Source organism: Streptomyces malaysiense (genome assembly GCF_000980885.2).
GTDB classification, from domain to species: Bacteria; Actinomycetota; Actinomycetes; order Streptomycetales; family Streptomycetaceae; genus Streptomyces; species Streptomyces malaysiense.
In genome coordinates this window covers 109551-128387 of sequence record NZ_LBDA02000003.1, presented here as the reverse complement: position 1 = coordinate 128387, position 18837 = coordinate 109551, and the positions used below count along the sequence as shown (strand labels likewise).

18 protein-coding genes are annotated in these 18837 nt (G+C 72.2%); 5 read left to right on the top strand and 13 right to left on the bottom strand.

The genetic code is table 11. From position 1 onward, the window contains the following. Window positions 1-25: 25 nt before the first annotated feature. From pspAB to VT52_RS01405, 3 genes are all read right to left on the bottom strand, one after another. Window positions 26-610 carry a PspA-associated protein PspAB gene (gene pspAB / locus VT52_RS01415; RefSeq protein WP_046421225.1) on the bottom strand — a complete coding sequence of 195 codons (585 nt, stop codon included), beginning with the start codon at window positions 608-610 and terminating at the stop codon, window positions 26-28. A 44-nt stretch (window positions 611-654) separates the two neighbouring features. Then, on the bottom strand, window positions 655-1584 hold the full coding sequence (gene htpX, locus VT52_RS01410; RefSeq protein ID WP_079174774.1) for a zinc metalloprotease HtpX: 930 nt from the start codon (window positions 1582-1584) through the stop codon (window positions 655-657). Window positions 1585-1709: 125 nt separating this feature from the next. Further along, window positions 1710-1967, bottom strand: a complete 258-nt coding sequence (locus VT52_RS01405) for an SCO2583/SCO2584 N-terminal domain-containing protein (RefSeq protein WP_046421227.1) — start codon at window positions 1965-1967, stop codon at window positions 1710-1712. 346 nt (window positions 1968-2313) lie between these two features. Here VT52_RS01405 and VT52_RS01400 point away from each other — a divergent pair, with 346 nt between their 5' ends. After that, window positions 2314-2574: a hypothetical protein gene (locus VT52_RS01400; RefSeq protein WP_046421229.1), complete on the top strand. Its 261-nt coding sequence runs from the start codon at window positions 2314-2316 to the stop codon at window positions 2572-2574. Between the two features lie 111 nt (window positions 2575-2685). Here the strand turns inward: VT52_RS01400 and glnA are convergent, their stop codons facing one another. Further along, window positions 2686-4095: a type I glutamate--ammonia ligase gene (gene glnA, locus VT52_RS01395; protein WP_046421230.1), complete on the bottom strand. Its 1410-nt coding sequence runs from the start codon at window positions 4093-4095 to the stop codon at window positions 2686-2688. 210 nt (window positions 4096-4305) lie between these two features. Between glnA and VT52_RS01390 the strand changes: the two genes are divergently transcribed. After that, on the top strand, window positions 4306-4776 hold the full coding sequence (locus tag VT52_RS01390) for an RDD family protein (protein WP_046421231.1): 471 nt from the start codon (window positions 4306-4308) through the stop codon (window positions 4774-4776). Between the two features lie 84 nt (window positions 4777-4860). Here VT52_RS01390 and VT52_RS01385 read toward each other — a convergent pair whose 3' ends face one another. From VT52_RS01385 to lipB, 4 genes are all read right to left on the bottom strand, one after another. Beyond that, window positions 4861-5562, bottom strand: a complete 702-nt coding sequence (locus VT52_RS01385; RefSeq protein WP_046421233.1) for a DUF4191 domain-containing protein — start codon at window positions 5560-5562, stop codon at window positions 4861-4863. 62 nt (window positions 5563-5624) lie between these two features. Next, window positions 5625-5822: an SCO2195 family GlnR-regulated protein gene (locus VT52_RS01380; protein ID WP_046421234.1), complete on the bottom strand. Its 198-nt coding sequence runs from the start codon at window positions 5820-5822 to the stop codon at window positions 5625-5627. Window positions 5823-6064: 242 nt separating this feature from the next. Continuing rightward, complete coding sequence (lipA, locus tag VT52_RS01375) at window positions 6065-7030, bottom strand: lipoyl synthase (RefSeq protein ID WP_046421235.1); 966 nt, start codon at window positions 7028-7030, stop codon at window positions 6065-6067. 116 nt (window positions 7031-7146) lie between these two features. After that, window positions 7147-7944, bottom strand: a complete 798-nt coding sequence (gene lipB / locus VT52_RS01370; RefSeq protein WP_046421237.1) for a lipoyl(octanoyl) transferase LipB — start codon at window positions 7942-7944, stop codon at window positions 7147-7149. A 232-nt stretch (window positions 7945-8176) separates the two neighbouring features. Between lipB and VT52_RS01365 the strand changes: the two genes are divergently transcribed. After that, a complete protein-coding gene (locus tag VT52_RS01365) occupies window positions 8177-9631 on the top strand; it encodes an NsdA family TPR-like regulatory protein (protein WP_046421238.1) in 1455 nt (484 codons plus the stop codon). Between the two features lie 107 nt (window positions 9632-9738). Here VT52_RS01365 and VT52_RS01360 read toward each other — a convergent pair whose 3' ends face one another. Further along, window positions 9739-11106, bottom strand: coding sequence for an NAD(P)/FAD-dependent oxidoreductase (locus VT52_RS01360; protein WP_046421240.1), 1368 nt, complete (start codon window positions 11104-11106; stop codon window positions 9739-9741). A 278-nt stretch (window positions 11107-11384) separates the two neighbouring features. Here VT52_RS01360 and VT52_RS01355 point away from each other — a divergent pair, with 278 nt between their 5' ends. Further along, a complete protein-coding gene (locus tag VT52_RS01355; RefSeq protein WP_206306408.1) occupies window positions 11385-11873 on the top strand; it encodes a GNAT family N-acetyltransferase in 489 nt (162 codons plus the stop codon). Window positions 11874-11899: 26 nt separating this feature from the next. Here VT52_RS01355 and VT52_RS01350 read toward each other — a convergent pair whose 3' ends face one another. Continuing rightward, window positions 11900-13081, bottom strand: coding sequence for a MarP family serine protease (locus VT52_RS01350; protein ID WP_046421242.1), 1182 nt, complete (start codon window positions 13079-13081; stop codon window positions 11900-11902). Between the two features lie 196 nt (window positions 13082-13277). Between VT52_RS01350 and VT52_RS01345 the strand changes: the two genes are divergently transcribed. Further along, window positions 13278-14282, top strand: coding sequence for a peptidoglycan recognition protein family protein (locus tag VT52_RS01345; RefSeq protein ID WP_107481214.1), 1005 nt, complete (start codon window positions 13278-13280; stop codon window positions 14280-14282). On the opposite strand, the gene VT52_RS01340 is transcribed toward VT52_RS01345, so the two are convergent. From VT52_RS01340 to aceE, 3 genes are all read right to left on the bottom strand, one after another. Then, the gene (locus VT52_RS01340) at window positions 14249-14767 is read right to left on the bottom strand and encodes a DUF4240 domain-containing protein (RefSeq protein WP_046421244.1); all 519 of its coding nucleotides are present in this window, start codon (window positions 14765-14767) and stop codon (window positions 14249-14251) included. The two genes, VT52_RS01345 and VT52_RS01340, sit on opposite strands and share 34 nt — an antisense overlap. A 58-nt stretch (window positions 14768-14825) precedes the next feature. Further along, window positions 14826-15803: a helix-turn-helix transcriptional regulator gene (locus VT52_RS01335; protein ID WP_046421245.1), complete on the bottom strand. Its 978-nt coding sequence runs from the start codon at window positions 15801-15803 to the stop codon at window positions 14826-14828. Between the two features lie 80 nt (window positions 15804-15883). Beyond that, window positions 15884-18586 carry a pyruvate dehydrogenase (acetyl-transferring), homodimeric type gene (aceE, locus tag VT52_RS01330; protein ID WP_046421247.1) on the bottom strand — a complete coding sequence of 901 codons (2703 nt, stop codon included), beginning with the start codon at window positions 18584-18586 and terminating at the stop codon, window positions 15884-15886. Window positions 18587-18837 lie beyond the last annotated feature (251 nt).

Genomic DNA, 18837 nt, shown 5'->3' with positions numbered 1-18837 from the left:
CGGCGGCTCCGCCCCGCCGGAAGGATCACAGACCGGGGGCGCCCCACACCGGGAACCAGCGGGACAGGTCCTGCTCGATCCGCAGGTCGCCGGCGAGCACGGACCTCACCTGGAGCTCCAGCGCGTTGTCCCGGCGCTCACCGCCCTGGGCCAGCGGGGCGAAGGGGTAGAAGGTGCCCCGCTTGTAGAGGTACACGAGCGCGAGCGCGCGCCCCGAGTCGTCGGCGAAGCCGGCCAGCGAGCACAGCAGCTGCGGGCCGAAGCCGTTGATCTCCAGGGAGCTGTTCACCGCGTGCAGATCGTTGACCAGCTGCGGCAGCTGGTCGGGGGAGCGGCGGGAGACCAGCCACGAGTAGCCGTAGTCGTCCCGGCGCAGTTCCACCGGCGACCCGGCACGCTCCGCGTCCGCGTCCAGCAGCGCCTGCACCTCCCGGTGGGTCTGCTCGAAGGCCGCGCCCTCCACGGTCGCGAAGCACACCGCGCCCCGGCCGGTCGGCGCGAAGCCCATCGCGGCCTGGAGCGTGATGGCGGCCGAGGGCAGCGCGAAGAGCCGGTCGAGATCGGGGGCGACGGGCTTGGTACGCCCCAGCAGGATGTCCAGCAACCCCAACGCTCAGCCCGCCTTCTGCCGTGATGTCCAGGATGCCGCTCCACTCATGCCCGGTCGGCCTCCTCCGGCGGTGCGGTCGTCTCGCCCAGCTCCGCCGAGATCCGGCCCAGCTGGTCCAGCCGCTGCTGGAGCGTCGGATGGGTGGAGAAGAACCGCTCGATGCCGGGCTCCTTGCCGGTCGCCGGGGTGAAGTAGAAGGCGTTGAACGCCTGGGCGGTGCGCAGGTCCTTGGTCGGGATCCGGGCGATGTCCCCGGTGACCTTGGTGAGCGCCGAGGCCAGCGCCGAGGGGCGCCCGGTCAGCTGCGCGGCGGCGCGGTCGGCGGCCAGCTCCCGGTACCGCGACAGCGCCCGGATCAGCAGGAAGCTGATCGCGTACACGGCCGCCGAGACGCCCATCACGCCCGCGAAGACGACGGCGGTGTTCTGGTCCCTGCGCCCCCCGCCGAAGATCTGCGAGTAGAAGGCGAAGCGCACCAGCAGGCCCGCGACCACGCCGAGGAAGGAGGCGATGGTGATCACGGCGACGTCCTTGTGCGCCACGTGCGACAGCTCGTGCGCGAGCACGCCCTCCAGCTCGCCGGGCTCCAGCCGGCGCAGCAGCCCGGTGGTCACGCAGACCACGGCGTGATCGGGGTTGCGTCCGGTCGCGAACGCGTTCGGCATGTCCATCTCGGACACGGCGACCGTCGGTTTCGGCATGTCCGCGATCGCGCACAGCCGGTCCACCACCGCGTGCAGTTCGGGATACTCCTCGCGCTCCACGACCCGCCCGTGCATGGCGAACATCGCGATCCGGTCGGAGAACCAGAACTGGGCCACGAACATCGCGCCCACCAGGACCACGACCAGCAGCCAGGACTTCAGCAGTACGAGCAGCGCGGCGATGAACGCCACGTACAGCAGTCCGAGCAGAAACATCGTGACCGTCATCCGCACGGTCAGTCGCCGGTCGCTCCTAAAGCGGCTCTGCATCTTGCATCACCCCGCAGTCGGGCACCTTCGTCCCGCTGTCCAGTGTGCACCTGCGGCACGGTATGGCGAGGGGGCCGACAGACCCCGCTCGCCGGCCGGCGGCCCCGGTGACTCCGGGTGACCGGTCAGTAGCCGTTCCGTATCCGAGCGTACCCCAGGAGCACGATCACCGCGGCCACGCAGCCGAGGACCACCGCGGTGGACACCCAGGACGAGCGGCGGGGCCCCGCGGGCTCCGGGTCGGCGCGGAAGGGGACCGGGTCCGGAGGGTTCTCCTTCCAGCGGGCGGCGAGCATCCGGGCGCGGGCGGATGGCTCCTTGTGCGGAGCCGAGTTCGCCCAGCGGTGATCGAACTCCGGCTCCCAGTCGTCCCGTTCAGACATTCCCCGTTCAACCTCTCTCGTCCGGACAGCTGCGGGGGCATGATCCCGTGGAGCCCCCGGAAATAGGAAGCCTGAGCGGTACGAAAGGTTGCACAGGTGCTCTGAGCAGCCCGTTTACGCCTGATTCGCGTCCGGATGCCGGGTGCTGATCCGGCCGCTAGCATTTTCAGCAGAGCCGCGCCGCAGGGTGCGCCGGACGTGCGCCATCCCCGTCGACCAGGGGAACGTCAGCCCTGCTTCCTGAATCCAGGCGGCATCACCCACGACCGTGTCCCGCCCAAGGCGCGGGTGCGGCCATCTTCCGGTGCCCGAAACGGCGCCGGGGGAATGGAAGGAGGGCAGTTCGATGAATGCACAGCGTGCGAGGCGTCTCGCCGCGGTGTCCGCCGTCGGCGTTCTGCTGGCGGGCGGGGCCACCGTCGCCACCGCCGGCTCCGCGTCGGCGACCACCCAGACCCACGTCGCCACCAACCGTGGCTGCTACGGCCGTAACTGCTTCGGCTTCAACAACTTCAACCGCGGCTTCAACCGAGGCGGCTTCTTCGGCTTCAACAACGGCTTCGGCTACGGCTACAACTCGCCCGTGGTGGTGGTCGTGGTGCCCTGACGCACCAGGGTCGTGACACACGTCCGGGGCCGCCTCCCTCTCGGGAGGCGGCCCCGGTGCGTGCGGCTCACGCGGGGCCCGTCACGTGACGGGCCCCGCGTGACGGGCGGATCACACGTCGAAGTACAGCTCGAACTCGTGCGGGTGCGGCCGCAGCTGCAGCGGGGCGATCTCCTGGGTGCGCTTCAGGTCGATCCAGGTCTCGATCAGGTCGGACGTGAAGACGTCGCCCTGGAGCAGGAACTCGTGGTCGGCCTCCAGGCGGTCGAGCACGGCGCCGAGGGAGGTCGGGACCTGGGCGACGTTCGCGTGCTCCTCGGGAGCCAGCTCGTAGAGGTCCTTGTCGATCGGCTCGGCCGGCTCGATCTTGTTCTTGATGCCGTCCAGGCCCGCGAGGAGCAGGGCCGAGAAGGCGAGGTACGGGTTGCCGGAGGAGTCGGGCGCGCGGAACTCGACGCGCTTGGCCTTCGGGTTGGAGCCGGTGATCGGGATACGCATCGCGGCGGAGCGGTTGCGCTGCGAGTACACCAGGTTGATCGGCGCCTCGAAGCCCGGCACCAGGCGGTGGTACGAGTTCACCGTCGGGTTGGTGAAGGCCAGCAGCGACGGGGCGTGCTTGAGGATGCCGCCGATGTAGTAGCGGGCGGTGTCCGAGAGGCCCGCGTACCCGGCCTCGTCGTAGAACAGCGGGTCGCCGTTGCTCCACAGCGACTGGTGCACGTGCATGCCCGAGCCGTTGTCACCGAAGATCGGCTTCGGCATGAAGGTCGCGGTCTTGCCGTTGCGCCAGGCCACGTTCTTCACGATGTACTTGAAGAGCTGGAGGTCGTCGGCGGCGGCGAGCAGCGTGTTGAACTTGTAGTTGATCTCCGCCTGGCCGGCCGTGCCCACCTCGTGGTGCTGGCGCTCCACCTTCAGGCCGGACTTCTCCAGCTCCAGGGAGATCTCGGCGCGCAGGTCGGCGAAGTGGTCCACCGGCGCGACCGGGAAGTAGCCGCCCTTGTAGCGGACCTTGTAGCCGCGGTTGTCCTCCACCGCACCGGTGTTCCAGGCGCCCGCCTCGGAGTCGATGTGGTAGAAGGACTCGTTCGCGCTGGTCTGGAAGCGCACCGAGTCGAACACGTAGAACTCGGCCTCGGGGCCGAAGAACGCGGTGTCCGCGATGCCGGTCGAGGCGAGGTATGCCTCCGCCTTGCGGGCCACGTTGCGCGGGTCGCGGGAGTACTGCTCGCCCGTGATCGGGTCGTGGATGAAGAAGTTGATGTTGACCGTCTTGTCCCGGCGGAACGGGTCGACACGAGCCGTGGACAGGTCCGCCCGCAGCGCCATGTCGGACTCGTGGATGGCCTGGAAGCCGCGGATCGAAGATCCGTCGAAGGCCAGCTCCTCGTCCGGGTCGAACGCCTCGGCGGGCACGGTGAAGTGCTGCATGATGCCCGGCAGGTCGCAGAACCGGACGTCGATGAACTTGACGTCCTCGTCCGCGATGAACTTCTTGGCCTCGTCGGCGTTCTGGAACATCCAGCTCCTCCTACTCCCGACCGTCCTCGCCGGGGCGGTAGATCGTTCGTGCGGCCAGTGCGGTGGCACACGCTCGTCATGACCCTAGGGACGGGTGATTTCTCCGGCGTGACCCGATTGTTTCGCAGAAGTTAACCGGGCACTCCTCCACCGTAGCCCCGGGACACCCCGGCGTCCCCCGGTCATATGGGGACGCAGTACCGTGGTCGGGTGGACAACAGGCAGGCAATCGGATCGTGGCTCTCCGGCCCTCGCGCCGCCATGGAAGACGCCGGCGCGGACTTCGGTCACCGGGGCGAGCAGCTGGGTCTTCCGGCGGAGGGACCCAACTCCCTGGCCCGGCCGGGCAGGCGGCTCGGGGCCATCGCGGTCGACTGGGCCCTGTGCCTGCTGATCGCATACAGCTTGATCACGCATGGCTACGACCAGGGCAGCACCGGCAACTGGGCGCTCGGCGTCTTCTTCGTCATGAGCGCCGTGCTGGTCGGCACCATCGGCTTCACCCCGGGCAAGCGCCTGTTCGGCATCCGGGTCGTGGCCCTGGAGACCGGCACCGTCAACCCGCTGCGCTCCCTGGTGCGCACCGCCCTGCTGTGCCTCGCCATCCCGGCCCTGGTCTGGGACCGCGACGGCCGCGGCCTGCACGACCGGCTGGCGAAGACGGTCGAGGTCCGCGTCTGAGCCCTCGCCGGGGCGAACGGTACGACGATGGGGGCGCCCGGTGTCACACCGGGCGCCCCCATCTCGTCGTACTCGGTCGCGGGACTAGCGCCCGCTCTTGCCGCCCTTCGGCATCCGCATGCCCTTGGGCATCGGACCCTTCGGCACCGGCATGTTGCTCATCAGGTCGCCGAGCGCGCGCAGCCGGTCGTTGGTGGCGGTCACCTGGGGGCCGGTCAGCACGCGCGGGAACTTCAGCATGGTGGTGCGCAGCTTCTTCAGCTCGACCTGGCCCTCGCCGTTGCCCACGATGACGTCGTGCACCGGCACATCGGCGACGATGCGGTTCATCTTCTTCTTCTCGGCGGCCAGCAGGCTCTTGACCCGGTTCGGGTTGCCCTCGGCGACCAGCACGATGCCGGCCTTGCCGACCGCGCGGTGCACCACGTCCTGGCTGCGGTTCATCGCCACCGCGGGGGTGGTGGTCCAGCCCCGGCCGACGTTGTCCAGCACCGCCGCCGCGGCGCCCGGCTGGCCCTCCATCTGACCGAAGGCGGCCCGCTCGGCCCGGCGGCCGAACACGACCGCCGCCCCCAGCAGGCCGACCAGCAGACCGAAGATGCCCAGGTACACCGGGTGGCCCAGCAAGAAGCCGATCACGAGGAACACCGCGAGCGTGCCGAGGCCGACCGCCGCGAGCACAAGGCCGATCTTGGTGTCGACCTTGCGGGTCATCTTGTACGTCAGGGCGATCTGCTTCAGTCGCCCGGCATTCGCGGCGTCCGCCGCGGTTTCCTTCCTCGCCATGGCACGCAGTCTACGTGGCCCCGGGAGCGCGGACGACGGCAGAGCCCGCGGGGGCGCCGACGCTACGAGCCGTCCACGGACCGGTCGTAGAAGCGCTGCGCCTCCACCCGGTCCTTGGCCCGGCGGCGGTCCTCCAGGACCGAGGTCCAGGCGTTGCGGCGGGCGGTGCGCTGGCCGCCGCTCATCAGCAGCGACTCGACGGCGCGGAGGGCGTCGGTGAAGGAGGGGATGGCGGTGGCACGTACCGGCGGGGCCTGCATGGTCGAGATACCCCCTGCGAGCGGGTGGTGTACGAGGCGTGATTCCAGGGTCACTGATCGGTGTTACCAGGGCGTGTCCGAGCGGTCAAACACCGATGAAACCCTGATGCGGGGCCCGGGAGCACCGACGCGGCCCTGACGGGCGCCCCCATCAGGGAGGACGGCCAGGACCGCGCCGAACCGGCCGTTACTGGCCGGTAATCACTCGTGCGCGAATTCACACACGCGGGGGCGGCAGGGGCTCACACCGCCTGGCCGGCGACGTAGCTCCCGCGCTTCTCGATCGCCATCCGGTACAGGCGGCCGGCGCGGTACGAGGAGCGCACCAGCGGGCCGGACATCACACCGGAGAAGCCGAGCTCCTCGGCCTCCTCCTTCAGCTCCACGAACTCCTGCGGCTTCACCCAGCGCTCGACGGGGTGGTGGCGCACGGAGGGGCGCAGGTACTGGGTGATGGTGATCAGCTCGCAGCCGGCCTCGTGCAGCTGCCGGAGCGCCTCGCTGACCTCCTCACGGGTCTCGCCCATGCCGAGGATCAGGTTGGACTTGGTGACCAGGCCGAAGTCGCGGGCGTCCGTGATGACCTTCAGGGACCGCTCGTAGCGGAAGCCGGGGCGGATCCGCTTGAAGATCCGGGGCACGGTCTCGACGTTGTGCGCGAAGACCTCGGGGCGGGACTCGAAGACCTCGGCCAGCTGCTCGGGGACCGCGTTGAAGTCCGGGGCGAGCAGTTCGACCTTCGTACGGCCGCTCGCGCGCTGCGCGGTCTGCTGGTGGATCTGGCGCACGGTCTCGGCGTACAGCCAGGCACCGCCGTCCGCCAGGTCGTCGCGGGCCACGCCGGTGATGGTGGCGTAGTTGAGGTCCATGGTGACCACGGACTCGCCCACCCGGCGGGGCTCGTCGCGGTCCAGGGCCTCGGGCTTGCCCGTGTCGATCTGGCAGAAGTCGCAGCGACGGGTGCACTGGTCGCCGCCGATGAGGAAGGTGGCCTCGCGGTCCTCCCAGCACTCGTAGATGTTCGGGCAGCCGGCTTCCTGGCAGACCGTGTGCAGGCCCTCGCTCTTCACGAGGTTCTGCATCTTGGTGTACTCGGGGCCCATTTTCGCCCGGGTCTTGATCCACTCGGGCTTGCGCTCGATGGGGGTCTGGCTGTTGCGGACCTCCAGGCGCAGCAATTTGCGTCCGTCGGGTGCGACTGCGGACACGACCGGCTCCCTCAGCTTTGATTCTTCGGCGTCCCCCAGGGTACGCCCGTGCTCTGCATGCCCTGGCGACGAGACCAACCTCACGACCGCAGGGCGCATTCCCGTCCGGGGGATGCTCAGGCCGACGCCTTCTCGATCGGCCGCGGCCTCGGGGCGGCGTTCTCCAGGACCTCCCGGAGGTGCTTCTCGGCCACCGGCACCACCTCCTCCATCGTGACGTCCCGGCCCAGCTCGCCCGCGAGGGAGGCCACGCCCGCGTCGCGGATGCCGCAGGGGATGATGCGGTCGAACCACTTCATGTCGGGGCAGACGTTGAACGAGAAGCCGTGCATGGTGACGCCCTTGGCGACCCGGATGCCGATCTGGGCGATCTTGCGGTCCTCGCGGCGCTGGCCGGCGTTGGAGGGTGCGTACTCGGGGCCGTTGAGACGGGGGTCGAACTCCTCGTCGGTCAGCCGGGGGTCGAAGTCGAGGGAGAGGCCGCCGATCGCCGGCCGCTGCTCCACGGGGTCGCCGAGCACCCACACACCGCTGCGCCCCTCGACGCGGGTGGTCTCCAGGCCGAACTCCGCGCACGTGCGGATCAGGGCCTCCTCCAGGCGCCGTACGTGCGCCACCACGTCCACCGGGCGCGGGAGCTTCTGGATCGGGTACCCCACCAGCTGCCCCGGGCCGTGCCAGGTGATCTTGCCGCCGCGGTCCACGTCGATCACCGGCGTGCCGTCCAGCGGCCGCTCGCTGTCCTCCGTGCGCCGGCCCGCCGTGTAGACCGGGGGGTGCTCCAGGAGCAGCAGGGTGTCCGGGATCTCGTCGGCGAACCGGGCGGCGTGCACCCGGCGCTGCTCGTCCCATGCCTCCTGGTAGTCGACGGCCTCCGCGCCGAACCCCATACGGACGAACCGCAATTCACTCACGGCAAGCGCCTCCCTAGCGATGTCAGGCACATAACGCGCCCACGCCACTGTACGTCCGTCCGCGGGGCGTCAGCCCTGCGGGCAATCCTCACACGATCGGATGAATGAAAGCTGAAGTATCCGACCGGCTGCTCACTCTCCGCTACATTCACGCCGTTCATGAGGCCAAAAGGGCTGCTCACAGGCAATCCCGGCACGTAACGACGCCCGGAGGCAGGAGACCGCACCACAGATGACGGACCGACCCGCGCAGCGCACCCCCAACCGCCAGCTCGCCGCGCTCATCGCAGAGGCGGGGTTCTCCAACGCGGGTCTGGCCCGGCGCGTCGACCAGCTCGGCCTGGAACACGGGCTGGACCTCAGATACGACAAGACATCCGTCACCCGCTGGCTGCGCGGCCAGCAGCCGAGAGGTACGACGCCCGCGCTGATCGCGGAGGTGTTCACCCGCCGGCTCGGGCGCCGGCTCTCCGCCCAGGACCTCGGCCTCGACGCGTGCGCGCCGGTCTACGCCGGGCTGGAGTTCGCGGCCACCCCGGAGGAGGCCGTGGACATCGTCGGCGGCCTGTGGCGCAAGGACTCCGGCAGCCATGCCGAGCTGCGCAAGATCGCGTTCACCCCGGCGGGCCTCGTCGTGCCCAGCCGGGACTGGCTGATCGGCAAGCCCGACGACCGGGTGGCCCGGGAGCCGGCGCCCCGGGTGCCCGCGCAGGGGCGTCCGGGCGTGCTGCGGACACCGGTCGGGCGGCCCCGGCCCCGGGTACCCCTGGAGCGGATCCCCGGGCACCGGGTCGGCGGGGGCGACATCGCCGCGCTGCGCTCGGTGGGCGAGCTGTTCCGCACCCTGGACGACCGGTTCGGCGGCGGGCACGCGCGGCAGGCGCTGGTGCGGTACCTGGAGCACGAGTGCGAGCCGATGCTGCGCGGCAGTTACGACGAGCAGACCGGGCGCCGGCTGTTCTCGGCGGCCGCGGACCTGACCCGGCTCGCGGGCTGGACCTCGTACGACATCGCCGCGCACGGGCTGGCCCAGCGGTACTTCGTGCAGGCCCTGCGGCTCGCGCAGGCGGCCGGGGACCGGCCGTACGGCTCCTTCGTGCTGGTCACGATGAGCAGGCAGGCGGTGTATCTCGGGCACGGCAGGGAGGCGGTGCAGCTCGCGCGGGTCGCCCAGCAGGGGATCGGCACCGGGGGACCGCCGGCCGTGCAGTCGCTGCTGCACGCGGCGGAGGCGCGGGCGCACGGGGTGCTGGGGGAGGTGCGGGCGTGCACGGCCGCGCTGGTGCGGGCCGAGCGGGCGCTGGAGGTGGCCCGGCCGGGGGACGAAGTGCCTTACTGGGCACGGTTCTTCGACGAGGCGCAGCTCGCGGACGAGCTGGGGCACTGCCACCGGGACCTCCAGCAGTTCCGGGCGGCCGCGCAACACGCGGAGCGCTCGCTCCAGTTGCGCGCCCCCGCGTACGCCCGCAGCCGGCTCTTCTGCCGGGTCGTCCTCGCCACGGCCCGCCTCGGCCTCGGCGAACTCGACCAGGCGTGCGCGCTGGCCACGGAGGCCGCGACCCAGGCCGCGGACATGCGCAGCGTCCGGGCCGTCGAGTACATCCGCGACTTCGAACGCCGCCTGGAGCCCTACAAGGACGCGGCCCCGGCGAGGACCTACCACGAGAAGGTGGCGGCCCTGAACTGACACCGGCCCCGGCCGGCTCGGCGGGGACGGTCCGGCGGGGACGGTCCGGCGGAGGGGACGCGGCGGTGCCGGACTCCGAGTCGCGGAGGCCGGCACCGCCGGAGGCGTCAGGCGGCCTTCGGCATCGTCGGGGCCGGGTCGGCGGTGCGGAGGCAGTCCGTGACGCCCAGGTCCGACAGGACGGACCTGGCGGCGCGGTGGGCGGAGTGGAGGGCGCCCTGGAGGGTGCTGGTGCCACGGTGGTCGCCACAGACGTAGAGGCCGGCCAGGAGGCGCACCGGGCGGCGGAGGTCGTGCGGGGGGCGCATGACCGGGACCGCCTCGGGGGTGTGATGCACGGCCAGCGTCTCCCAGCGGCGCGTGGACATGCCGTACAGGCGGGAGAGGTGGATACGGACCGCGGTGTCCACACCCTCGGGCGGGGTGCCGAGGACCGTGGAGGAGATCAGCACCCGTCCGCCGGGCGCCCGGCTCGGGTCCACGTTGCTGAGCACCGACGTGTGCGCCACCGGTCCGCCCCGGTCCGCGTCCAGCAGCAGCGACGCACCGGTGGAGAACGCGGCCGCCGGTTCGTCCGTCGTGTGGTGGACCACCGTCACCGGATGGAACTCCGGCACCCTGAGCCCCGGCAGCAGCTCCGCCGCCGCGCGCGCGTCGGTCGCCAGCAGCAGCGCACGGCAGCGGATCTCCCCGTGCTCCGCCGTGATCACCGAAGTCGTGGACACGGACGTGGCCCGCACCCCGGTGTGCACGGTCCCCGGCGGCAGCGTCCGCGCCAGCAGCTCGGGCAGCATGTCCGCGCCGCCCTCCGGCACGCACAGCCGTCCGCTCGCGAACGCCCGCAGCGCGAGGTCCGCACACCGGCTGGACGTCGTCAGCTCCGGGTCGCACAGCAACGCGGCGAGCAGCGGCCGCAGGAACCCCTCGACCGTGCGGGCCGGCACCCCCCGGGCCGCGAGGGCCTGGGCGGCGGGCAGTTCCGGACGGGCGAGGAGCCGTGCGACCGGAGTCGCGGCGATCCGGTTCAGCGCCGCGCCCAGCCGCGCCTGGTCCATCGCGCCGCCCACCGGTGCGCCACCGCCCCTCCCGGGCGGCGCCGCCGCGCCCCTGGGGGCGCTCGCCAGGGCGCGCACCGCATGGAGTGCGCCCCTCGCGCTTCCTCCGCTCGCCGGCGCGCCCGCCCGATGGGTGCGCCCGTCGCGGTGCAGCAGCACACCCGGGGCGAAGGGCCGCAGGGCCAGGGAGTCCAGCCCCGGCGTCAGCCGGAGTTCGGGATACGCGGTGGACAGCAGCTGTCCGACACGGTCGAGCCGGAAACCGTCGACCTTCTCCGTCGCCATGCGGCCGCCGACACAGGAGGCGGCCTCCAGGACTGCGGTCGTTACTCCTGCGCTGGTGAGCCGGTGGGCCGCCGAGAGTCCGGCGATTCCGGCCCCCACGATGACGACGTCCACCTGGTTCGCGGGCTCAAGCACGAGGCCCCTCCTGTGGTTGCGCTGAGCGGTCGGTGGAGACGTTGTGCCCCCAACCGGCTTCAGGGATACCCGAGTTCGCGTCGAGTATCAGCGCCGCGATCGGTCATAAGGAGTCGCGCATCGACAGGGCACGGTCGCATGGAGGTCGCATTCGGTCACATCCGTTCCGCACGCCGCACGCCGCCCTCGCGCGCCACCGTGAAGCGCCCGCGCGCGCCCGGAGCGTGCGCAGAAAAACCCCATGGGCCCCCGGGACCCGCCGACTTAGGGTGACCACCATGCCCGAGCCGCGCATACGCCCCGCGACGCCCGCCGACGAGGAGCCCCTCGCTCACCTCGATCGGGTCACCTGGTCCACCCTGCACGCGGTGACGCCCCGCCCCGAGCCGCCGTACCCGCCGCTCTTCGACGAGCGCCACCGCCCCGGTGACTTCCTCGTCGCCGAACTGGACGGGCACATCGCCGGCTACGTCCGCCTCGCCCAGATGATCCCGCTCCCCGCCCACGCGCACGTCCTCACGATCCAGGGCTTCGTGGTCGCCGAGGAGGCCCGCGGCCGGGGCCTGGGCCGGGCGCTGATCCGGGCCGCCGTGGCCGAGGCCCGTGCGCGCGGCGCGCGCCGGCTGAACCTGCGCGTGCTCGGCCACAACACTCCGGCCAGGAGGCTCTACGAGACCGAGGGCTTCGCCGTGGAGGGCGTCCTGCCGGGCGAGTTCCTCCTCGACGGCGGCTACGTCGACGACATCTCCATGGGCCGCGCCCTGTGACCGGGCCGCCCCGCGCGTGGGCGAGCTCAGCCCACCAGCGCGCCCGTGTCCACCGCCGCCGTCGCCGTGGCCGCCCGCCGGGCGTCCGCCGCCACCTCGGACGCCGTCAGCACGTACCCCGTCTCGGCGTCCGAGGTGGAGCGGGCGAACACCACTCCGAACACCCGGCCGTCCGGCGTCAGCAGCGGCCCGCCGGAGTTGCCCGGCCGGACCGTCGAGCGGATCGAGTAGATCTCCCGGGTGACCGCGCCGTCGCTGTAGATGTTCTGCCCGGTCGCCCGCACGAGGTTCCCCACGGTCGCCGCCTGGAGGTTCAGGCTGCCGTCCTGCGGGTAGCCCGCCACCACTGCCGAGTCCCCGCGCGAGGCGGCGGTGTCGAAGCGCAGCACCGGCGCGTCGAGCCCCGGCACGTACAGCACCGCCACGTCCCGGTCCGGGTCGAAGAGCACCACCCGGGCCGGGTACACCGGGCCGACCCCGCCCACCCGCACGCTCGGCCGGGTGATGCCCGCCACCACATGCGCGTTGGTCATCACCCGCCCCGGTGCGAACACGAACCCGCTGCCCTCCCGGCCCTCGCTGCCCGAGACTCCCTCGATCTTGACCGTGCTCGCCTTGGCGGCGTTCGTCGCGGCCGCCGTGACGCTGTCCCCGGTGGGGCGCGGCACCTGCGCCGTCGACTCGTTCTCGAACGGGTTGAAGACCTGCGGGAACCCCGCGTCGGTGAGCGCGGAGGTGGCCCGGGAGAACCAGGCGGGCGTGGTCTCCGGCATCGTCCGCTGCACGGCGCCGAGCAGCGAGGAGTCCCGGATCGCCGTGGTCAGCGCGGGCGACGGGGCCGCGCTGAGCACGCTCGCCGCCACCCAGGCGACGATCAGCACCGCGGCCGCGTTGGCCGCGGCGCCCCCGACGCCGTCCACCACGCGCAGCGGGCCCTTGTCCAGGCCCCCGCGCAGCCGTAGCGCGAGCCGGCCCGCCAGCTCATGGCCCACCGCGGCCGGCACCAGCACGGTCAGCACCGCGAGCACCGTGGCCGTCGCGGTCCCGCGTGCCACCTGGCCGGTCACCCACGGCAGCGCCCACACGCCGACGACCGCGCCGCCGACGAACCCGGCCAGCGAGACACAGCCCGCCACCAGGCCGCGCCGGTATCCGGACGCGGCGTACAGGAGGATCACCAGCACCAGGAGCAGATCGAGCAGGTCCACGGAGCCGCCTTTCTCTTCGGACCCCTCGCACGGGCGGGTCGGGTCCGTTGAGGGGTCACAGGTACATGATCGGGCGCCGACGGCGAACCGGCCACGTGTGCCTGTAACCGCAGAAACGTCCCGGACCGGGACGTTGGTTCCGCCAGGTGGCACAGCGCACATCGCGGGCAGGGGTGATCGGTCCGAGAGTGGGACCATGTCCGTCGTCCGAAGAGCCAGGGGGACCCGCGGCTCGCTCACCGCTCGGCTGCCGCGGCCGGCACGGCTGCTCCGGCGGTCCCGGTCACCCCGGCCGGGGCGGCTCCCCGGCCCGCTGCTGGTGCTGCTGGGCTCCCTGCCCGGCCTGATGGCCGTACTCGCGCTCGCCCTGTGCGCGCACGGCGTGCAGCGGCCCGCCCGGATCCCGCTGGACCGGCCCGCGGCCCTCGACCTGAACTCCGCCGCGCCCGGGACCAGGAGCACCCACCTCGCCGGCCGGCCCCTGATCGTGCCGCGCTCCGCCTGGCTGACCGGCACCGCCGCCGGGCACACCCAGCCGCCGCCGCGCTACGACGACAAGGTGATCGCCGTCTTCGTGCACCACACCGACTCGCCCAACGGCTACAGGTGCGCGGACACCCCCGAGATCATCCGCCGCCTCTACGCCGGGCAGACCGGCGCCCGGAAGTGGGACGACATCGGCTACAACTTCCTCGTCGACCGCTGCGGCACCATCTACGAGGGCCGGGCGGGCGGCACCGACCGGGCCGTCGTCGGCGCCCACGCACAGGGCTTCAACCACCGCACCGCCGGGATCGCCGCGATCGGCACCTTCACCGCGGGCGTGCCGGTGCCGCGCGCCATGACCGATGCCATCGCGGCCCTCGCCGCCTGGAAACTGGGCCTGGCCGACATCGATCCGCGCGAGCGGGTGCGGCTGGTCTCCAGCAACGGGCACAGCCGCTTCCGCGCGGGCACCGCCGTCGCCCTGCCCGCCGTCGCCGGTCACAACGACGGCTTCATGACCAGCTGCCCCGGCGCCGCACTCACCGCCCGGCTGCCCGAGATCAGGGAGACCGCGGCCCGCCTCCAGGGCCGGGCACCCACCGCGGTGACACCGCGAGCCACGCGCACGCCCGCCACGTCGCGCACGCCCGCCACGGCACACACCCCCACCACCTCCGCCCCTCAGCCCTTGAAACGCTCCCAGAGCCTCGGGTAGAGCTCGGCGAGCAGCGCCTCGTTCTCCAGGTCGACCGGGGTGCCCGCCGGTTCCGCGGGCGCGGGCGGGATGCCGAGGTCGGCCGCCACCGTGCCGGTGAGCTGCTCGTACGCCTCGTCGGCCGCGTACCCCAGCTCCTCGGCGTCGCCGTCGACCTCCTCGTCGAAGTCGCCCAGCAGTCCGGCCAGCGCGTCCGGGTCGTGCAGGGCGCCCTCGAACACCTCCCGGCCCTGGCCGATCAGCCAGCACCGGAAGAAGTCGAACGCGTCGTCGCTGGCCCCGTCCAGGAGCACCCAGGCGGCGCCCCACAGGTCCCAGCGGTAGGCGCGGTTGTAGCGGGCCTCGAAGTGACGGGCGAAGTCCAGGACCCGCTCGGGGTCCAGCCGGGTGAGCCGGTCCACCAGCAGCTCGGCCTGGTCCTCGGGATCGCCCCCGGCGGCCTCGCGCGTGCTGTCGACCAGCTCCCAGAACTCCGTCTCGTCCATCACCGCTCCAGCATCGGGCCTCGGCCGGTGGGGCGCACGCGGGAGTACGACGGCCGCGTCATGCCTGTCCGTACAGCGCCGCGAGCCGTGCCGCGTCCCGCGCGAACCGCTCCCGCAGGCTGCCCGGCGCCAGCACCTCCACCTCGGGTCCGAGCCCGGCCAGCTGGGCGTACGCGACCTCCTCCGACTCCACCGGCAGCGTCACCGTCACCCACCCGGCCCCGTCCGGCTCCCCGGCACCGGCCAGCCCCTCGCGGGCGGCCGGTGCGTCGACGGCGCCCGGCAGCCCGCGCACACCCTCGGGGGAGAGCCGTACGACGGCCTCGGCGCGCAGGATCGAGCGCGCGAACCGCTCGGCCTGGGCGGACCAGTGGCCGGGGAGGTCGAAGTCCTCGTCCCGGTGGAAGCGGGTGTCCCTGGCCTCGACGGAGGTGAACCGGTCGACGCGGTAGGTGCGGAAGGCCCCCGGGTCCGGCACCCGGGCGCACAGGTACCAGGCGCCCGCCTTCAGCACGAGCCCGTAGGGCTCCAGCAGCCGCTCCACCTCGCCGTCCCCGCGCCGGTAGCGGGCCGTGACGCACAGGTCGTCCCACACCGCCTCGGCGAGCGCGGGCAGCAGCGCGGGCGTCTCGGGTGCCCGGAACCAGGCAGGCGCGTCCAGGTGGAAGCGCTGGGCCGCGGCACGGGGGGCGTCCCGGAGGGAGGGCAGCAGCGCCGCCGCCACCTTCAGGCGGGCCGCCGACGCCACGTCCGCGAGCCCCATCTCCCGCAGCGCCCCCGGCACCCCGCTGAGGAACAGTGCCTCCGCCTCGTCGCGCCCCAGCCCCGTCAGCCGGGTCCGGTACCCCCCGACCAGCCGGTACCCGCCGGCCCGCCCGCGGTCCGCGTACACCGGCACCCCCGCCTCCGACAGTGCCTGCGCGTCCCGGATCACCGTCCGCTCCGACACCTCCAGCTCCCGCGCCAGCTCACCGGCGGTCATGGCCGCACGCGACTGGAGGAGCAGGACCATCTTGATGAGCCGGGCCGCACGCATGGACCCATGATGCCGGGAGGCACCGACAGAGAAGGGGTACGGCGGTCCGCCGTACCCCTTCTCCCGTCACCGCGCGGTGATCACAGCCCGTACTTCTCCCGGGCCTCCTTCACCGCCGTCGCCTTGACCTCGCCGCGCTTGGCGAGCTGGGCGAGGGCGGCGACCACGACGGACTCGGCGTCCACGCCGAAGTGGCGGCGGGCGGCCGGCCGGGTGTCCGAGATGCCGAAGCCGTCGGTGCCGAGGGAGGACCAGTCCTGGTCGACCCACTGCGCGATCTGGTCCGGGACCTGGCGCATGTAGTCGGAGACGGCGAGGACCGGGCCCTCGGCACCCTGGAGCGCCTGGCGGACGAACGGCACGCGCTCCTCGCCGCGCAGCAGGGCCGCGTCGGCCTCCAGCGCGTCGCGGCGCAGCTCGGTCCAGGACGTCGCCGACCAGACGTCGGCCGCGACACCCCACTCCTCGGCCAGCAGGCGCTGCGCCTCCAGCGTCCAGTGGATCGCCGTACCGGAGCCCAGCAGCTGGATGCGCGGGGCGTTGGCCGGGACGGTCACGCCCGCGGACTCCGCGGTGTTGAACCGGTACAGGCCCTTGACGATGCCCTCGTCGACGCCCTCGGTGCCCGGCTTGGCCGGCTGCGGCAGCGGCTCGTTGTAGACGGTGAGGTAGTAGAAGACGTTCTGGTCCTCGCCCGGCTTGGCCTCGCCGTACATCCGGCGCAGACCCTCGCGGACGATCACCGCGATCTCGTAGGCGAACGCGGGGTCGTACGACAGCGCGGCCGGGTTGGTCGCGGCGATCACCGGCGAGTGGCCGTCGGCGTGCTGGAGGCCCTCGCCCGTCAGGGTCGTACGGCCGGCCGTGGCGCCGACGAGGAAGCCGCGGCCGAGCTGGTCGCCGAGCTGCCACATCTGGTCGGCGGTGCGCTGCCAGCCGAACATCGAGTAGAAGATGTAGAACGGGATCATCGCCTCGCCGTGCGTCGCGTACGCGGTGGACGCGGCGATGAAGTCGGCCATCGAGCCGGCCTCGGTGATCCCCTCGTTGAGGATCTGGCCGTTCTTGGCCTCCTTGTAGTACATCAGCTGGTCGCGGTCGACCGGCTCGTACGTCTGGCCCTTGGGGGAGTAGATCCCGAGCGACGGGAAGAGCGACTCCATACCGAAGGTGCGCGCCTCGTCCGGGACGATCGGCACCCAGCGCCTGCCCGTCTCCTTGTCGCGGACCAGGTCCTTGACGAGGCGGACGAAGGCCATCGTGGTCGCCACGTTCTGCGAACCGGAGCCCTTGTCGAAGGAGGCGAACGCCTTCTCGGCCGGGGCGGGCAGCGGCGCGAGCGCGTGCGTGCGGCGGGCCGGGGCCGGACCGCCGAGGGCCGCGCGGCGCTCCTGGAGGTAGCGGACCTCGGGGGAGTCGGCGCCCGGGTGGCCGTAGGGCACCACGCCGTCGGCGAAGTCGCTGTCCTTGATCGGCAGCCCGAGCAGGTCGCGCATCGTCTTGAACTCGTCCACCGTCAGCTTCTTCATCTGGTGGTTGGCGTTCTTCGACGCGAAGCCCTCGCCCAGGGTGTGGCCCTTGACCGTCTGGGCCAGGATCACGGTCGGCGCGCCCTTGTGCTCGACGGCCGCCTTGTACGCGGCGTAGACCTTGCGCGCCTCGTGACCGCCGCGCGAGAGGTGGAAGCACTCCAGGATCTTGTCGTCCGAGAGCAGCTTCGCCATCTCCGCCAGCGCCGGGTCGGCGCCGAAGAAGTCCTGGCGGATGTAGGCGGCGTCGCGGGTCTGGTACGTCTGCACCTGCGCGTCCGGCACCTGGCGCAGCCGGCGGACCAGCGCGCCCGTGGTGTCGAGCGCGAACAGCTCGTCCCAGGCGGTGCCCCACAGCGTCTTGACGACGTTCCAGCCGGCGCCGCGGAACTGGGCCTCCAGCTCCTGCACGATCTTGAAGTTGGCGCGGACCGGGCCGTCCAGGCGCTGGAGGTTGCAGTTGATGACGAAGGTCAGGTTGTCGAGACCCTCGCGGGAGGCGAGCGCGAGGGCCGCGGTCGACTCCGGCTCGTCCATCTCGCCGTCGCCGAGGAACGCCCACACGTGCGAGGCCGAGACGTCCTTGACGCCGCGGTTGGTGAGGTAGCGGTTGAAGCGCGCCTGGTAGATCGCCGACAGCGGGCCGAGGCCCATGGAGACGGTCGGGAACTCCCAGAGCCAGGGCAGCCGGCGCGGGTGCGGGTACGACGGCAGACCGTCGCCGCCCGCCTCCTGGCGGAAGTTGTCCAGCTGCGCCTCGTTCAGACGGCCGTCCAGGAAGGCGCGGGCGTAGATGCCGGGGGAGGCGTGGCCCTGGATGTACAGCTGGTCGCCGGACCCGTCACCCTCCTTGCCCTTGAAGAAGTGGTTGAAGCCGGTCTCGTAGAGCCAGGCCGCGGAGGCGAAGGTGGCGATGTGGCCGCCGACGCCGTGCTTGCTGCCCCGGGTGACCATCGCGGCCGCGTTCCAGCGGTTCCAGGCGGTGATCCGGGCCTCCATCTCCGGGTCGCCGGGCAGGCCCGGTTCCGCGGAGGTGGGGATGGTGTTGACGTAGTCCGTCTCCAGCAGCTTCGGCAGCGCGATGCCGCCCGCCTCGGCGCGCTCCAGCGTGCGCCGCATCAGGTACGCGGCGCGATGCGGGCCTGCCTCCCTGGCCACGGCGTCCAGGGAGGCCTGCCATTCGGCGGTCTCCTCCGGGTCGCGGTCCGGGAGCTGGTCGAGCTCGCTCGGCTGGATGGCGTTGGGGTCGGTCATGTCGCCGCCTTCCTCAGTCGAAGGGGGTTCCCTCATCGGTAAGGGTTCGGGGGTGCCCTTGGTCTTTGGCAGGACAGGGCAGAGGACTCCGGGTGGGAAGTCCGTCGGTGACTGTAACTCCCTGATCGATGATCGATCAAAGGGTTGAGCGGGAAAACCTCTCGATTCCAAGAAAGTAGGCACCCGGTGCCTTGGAACTGGGCACCGGGTGCCGACTTTGATCAGGGGTTTCGCAGGTGAGCGGGGGTATG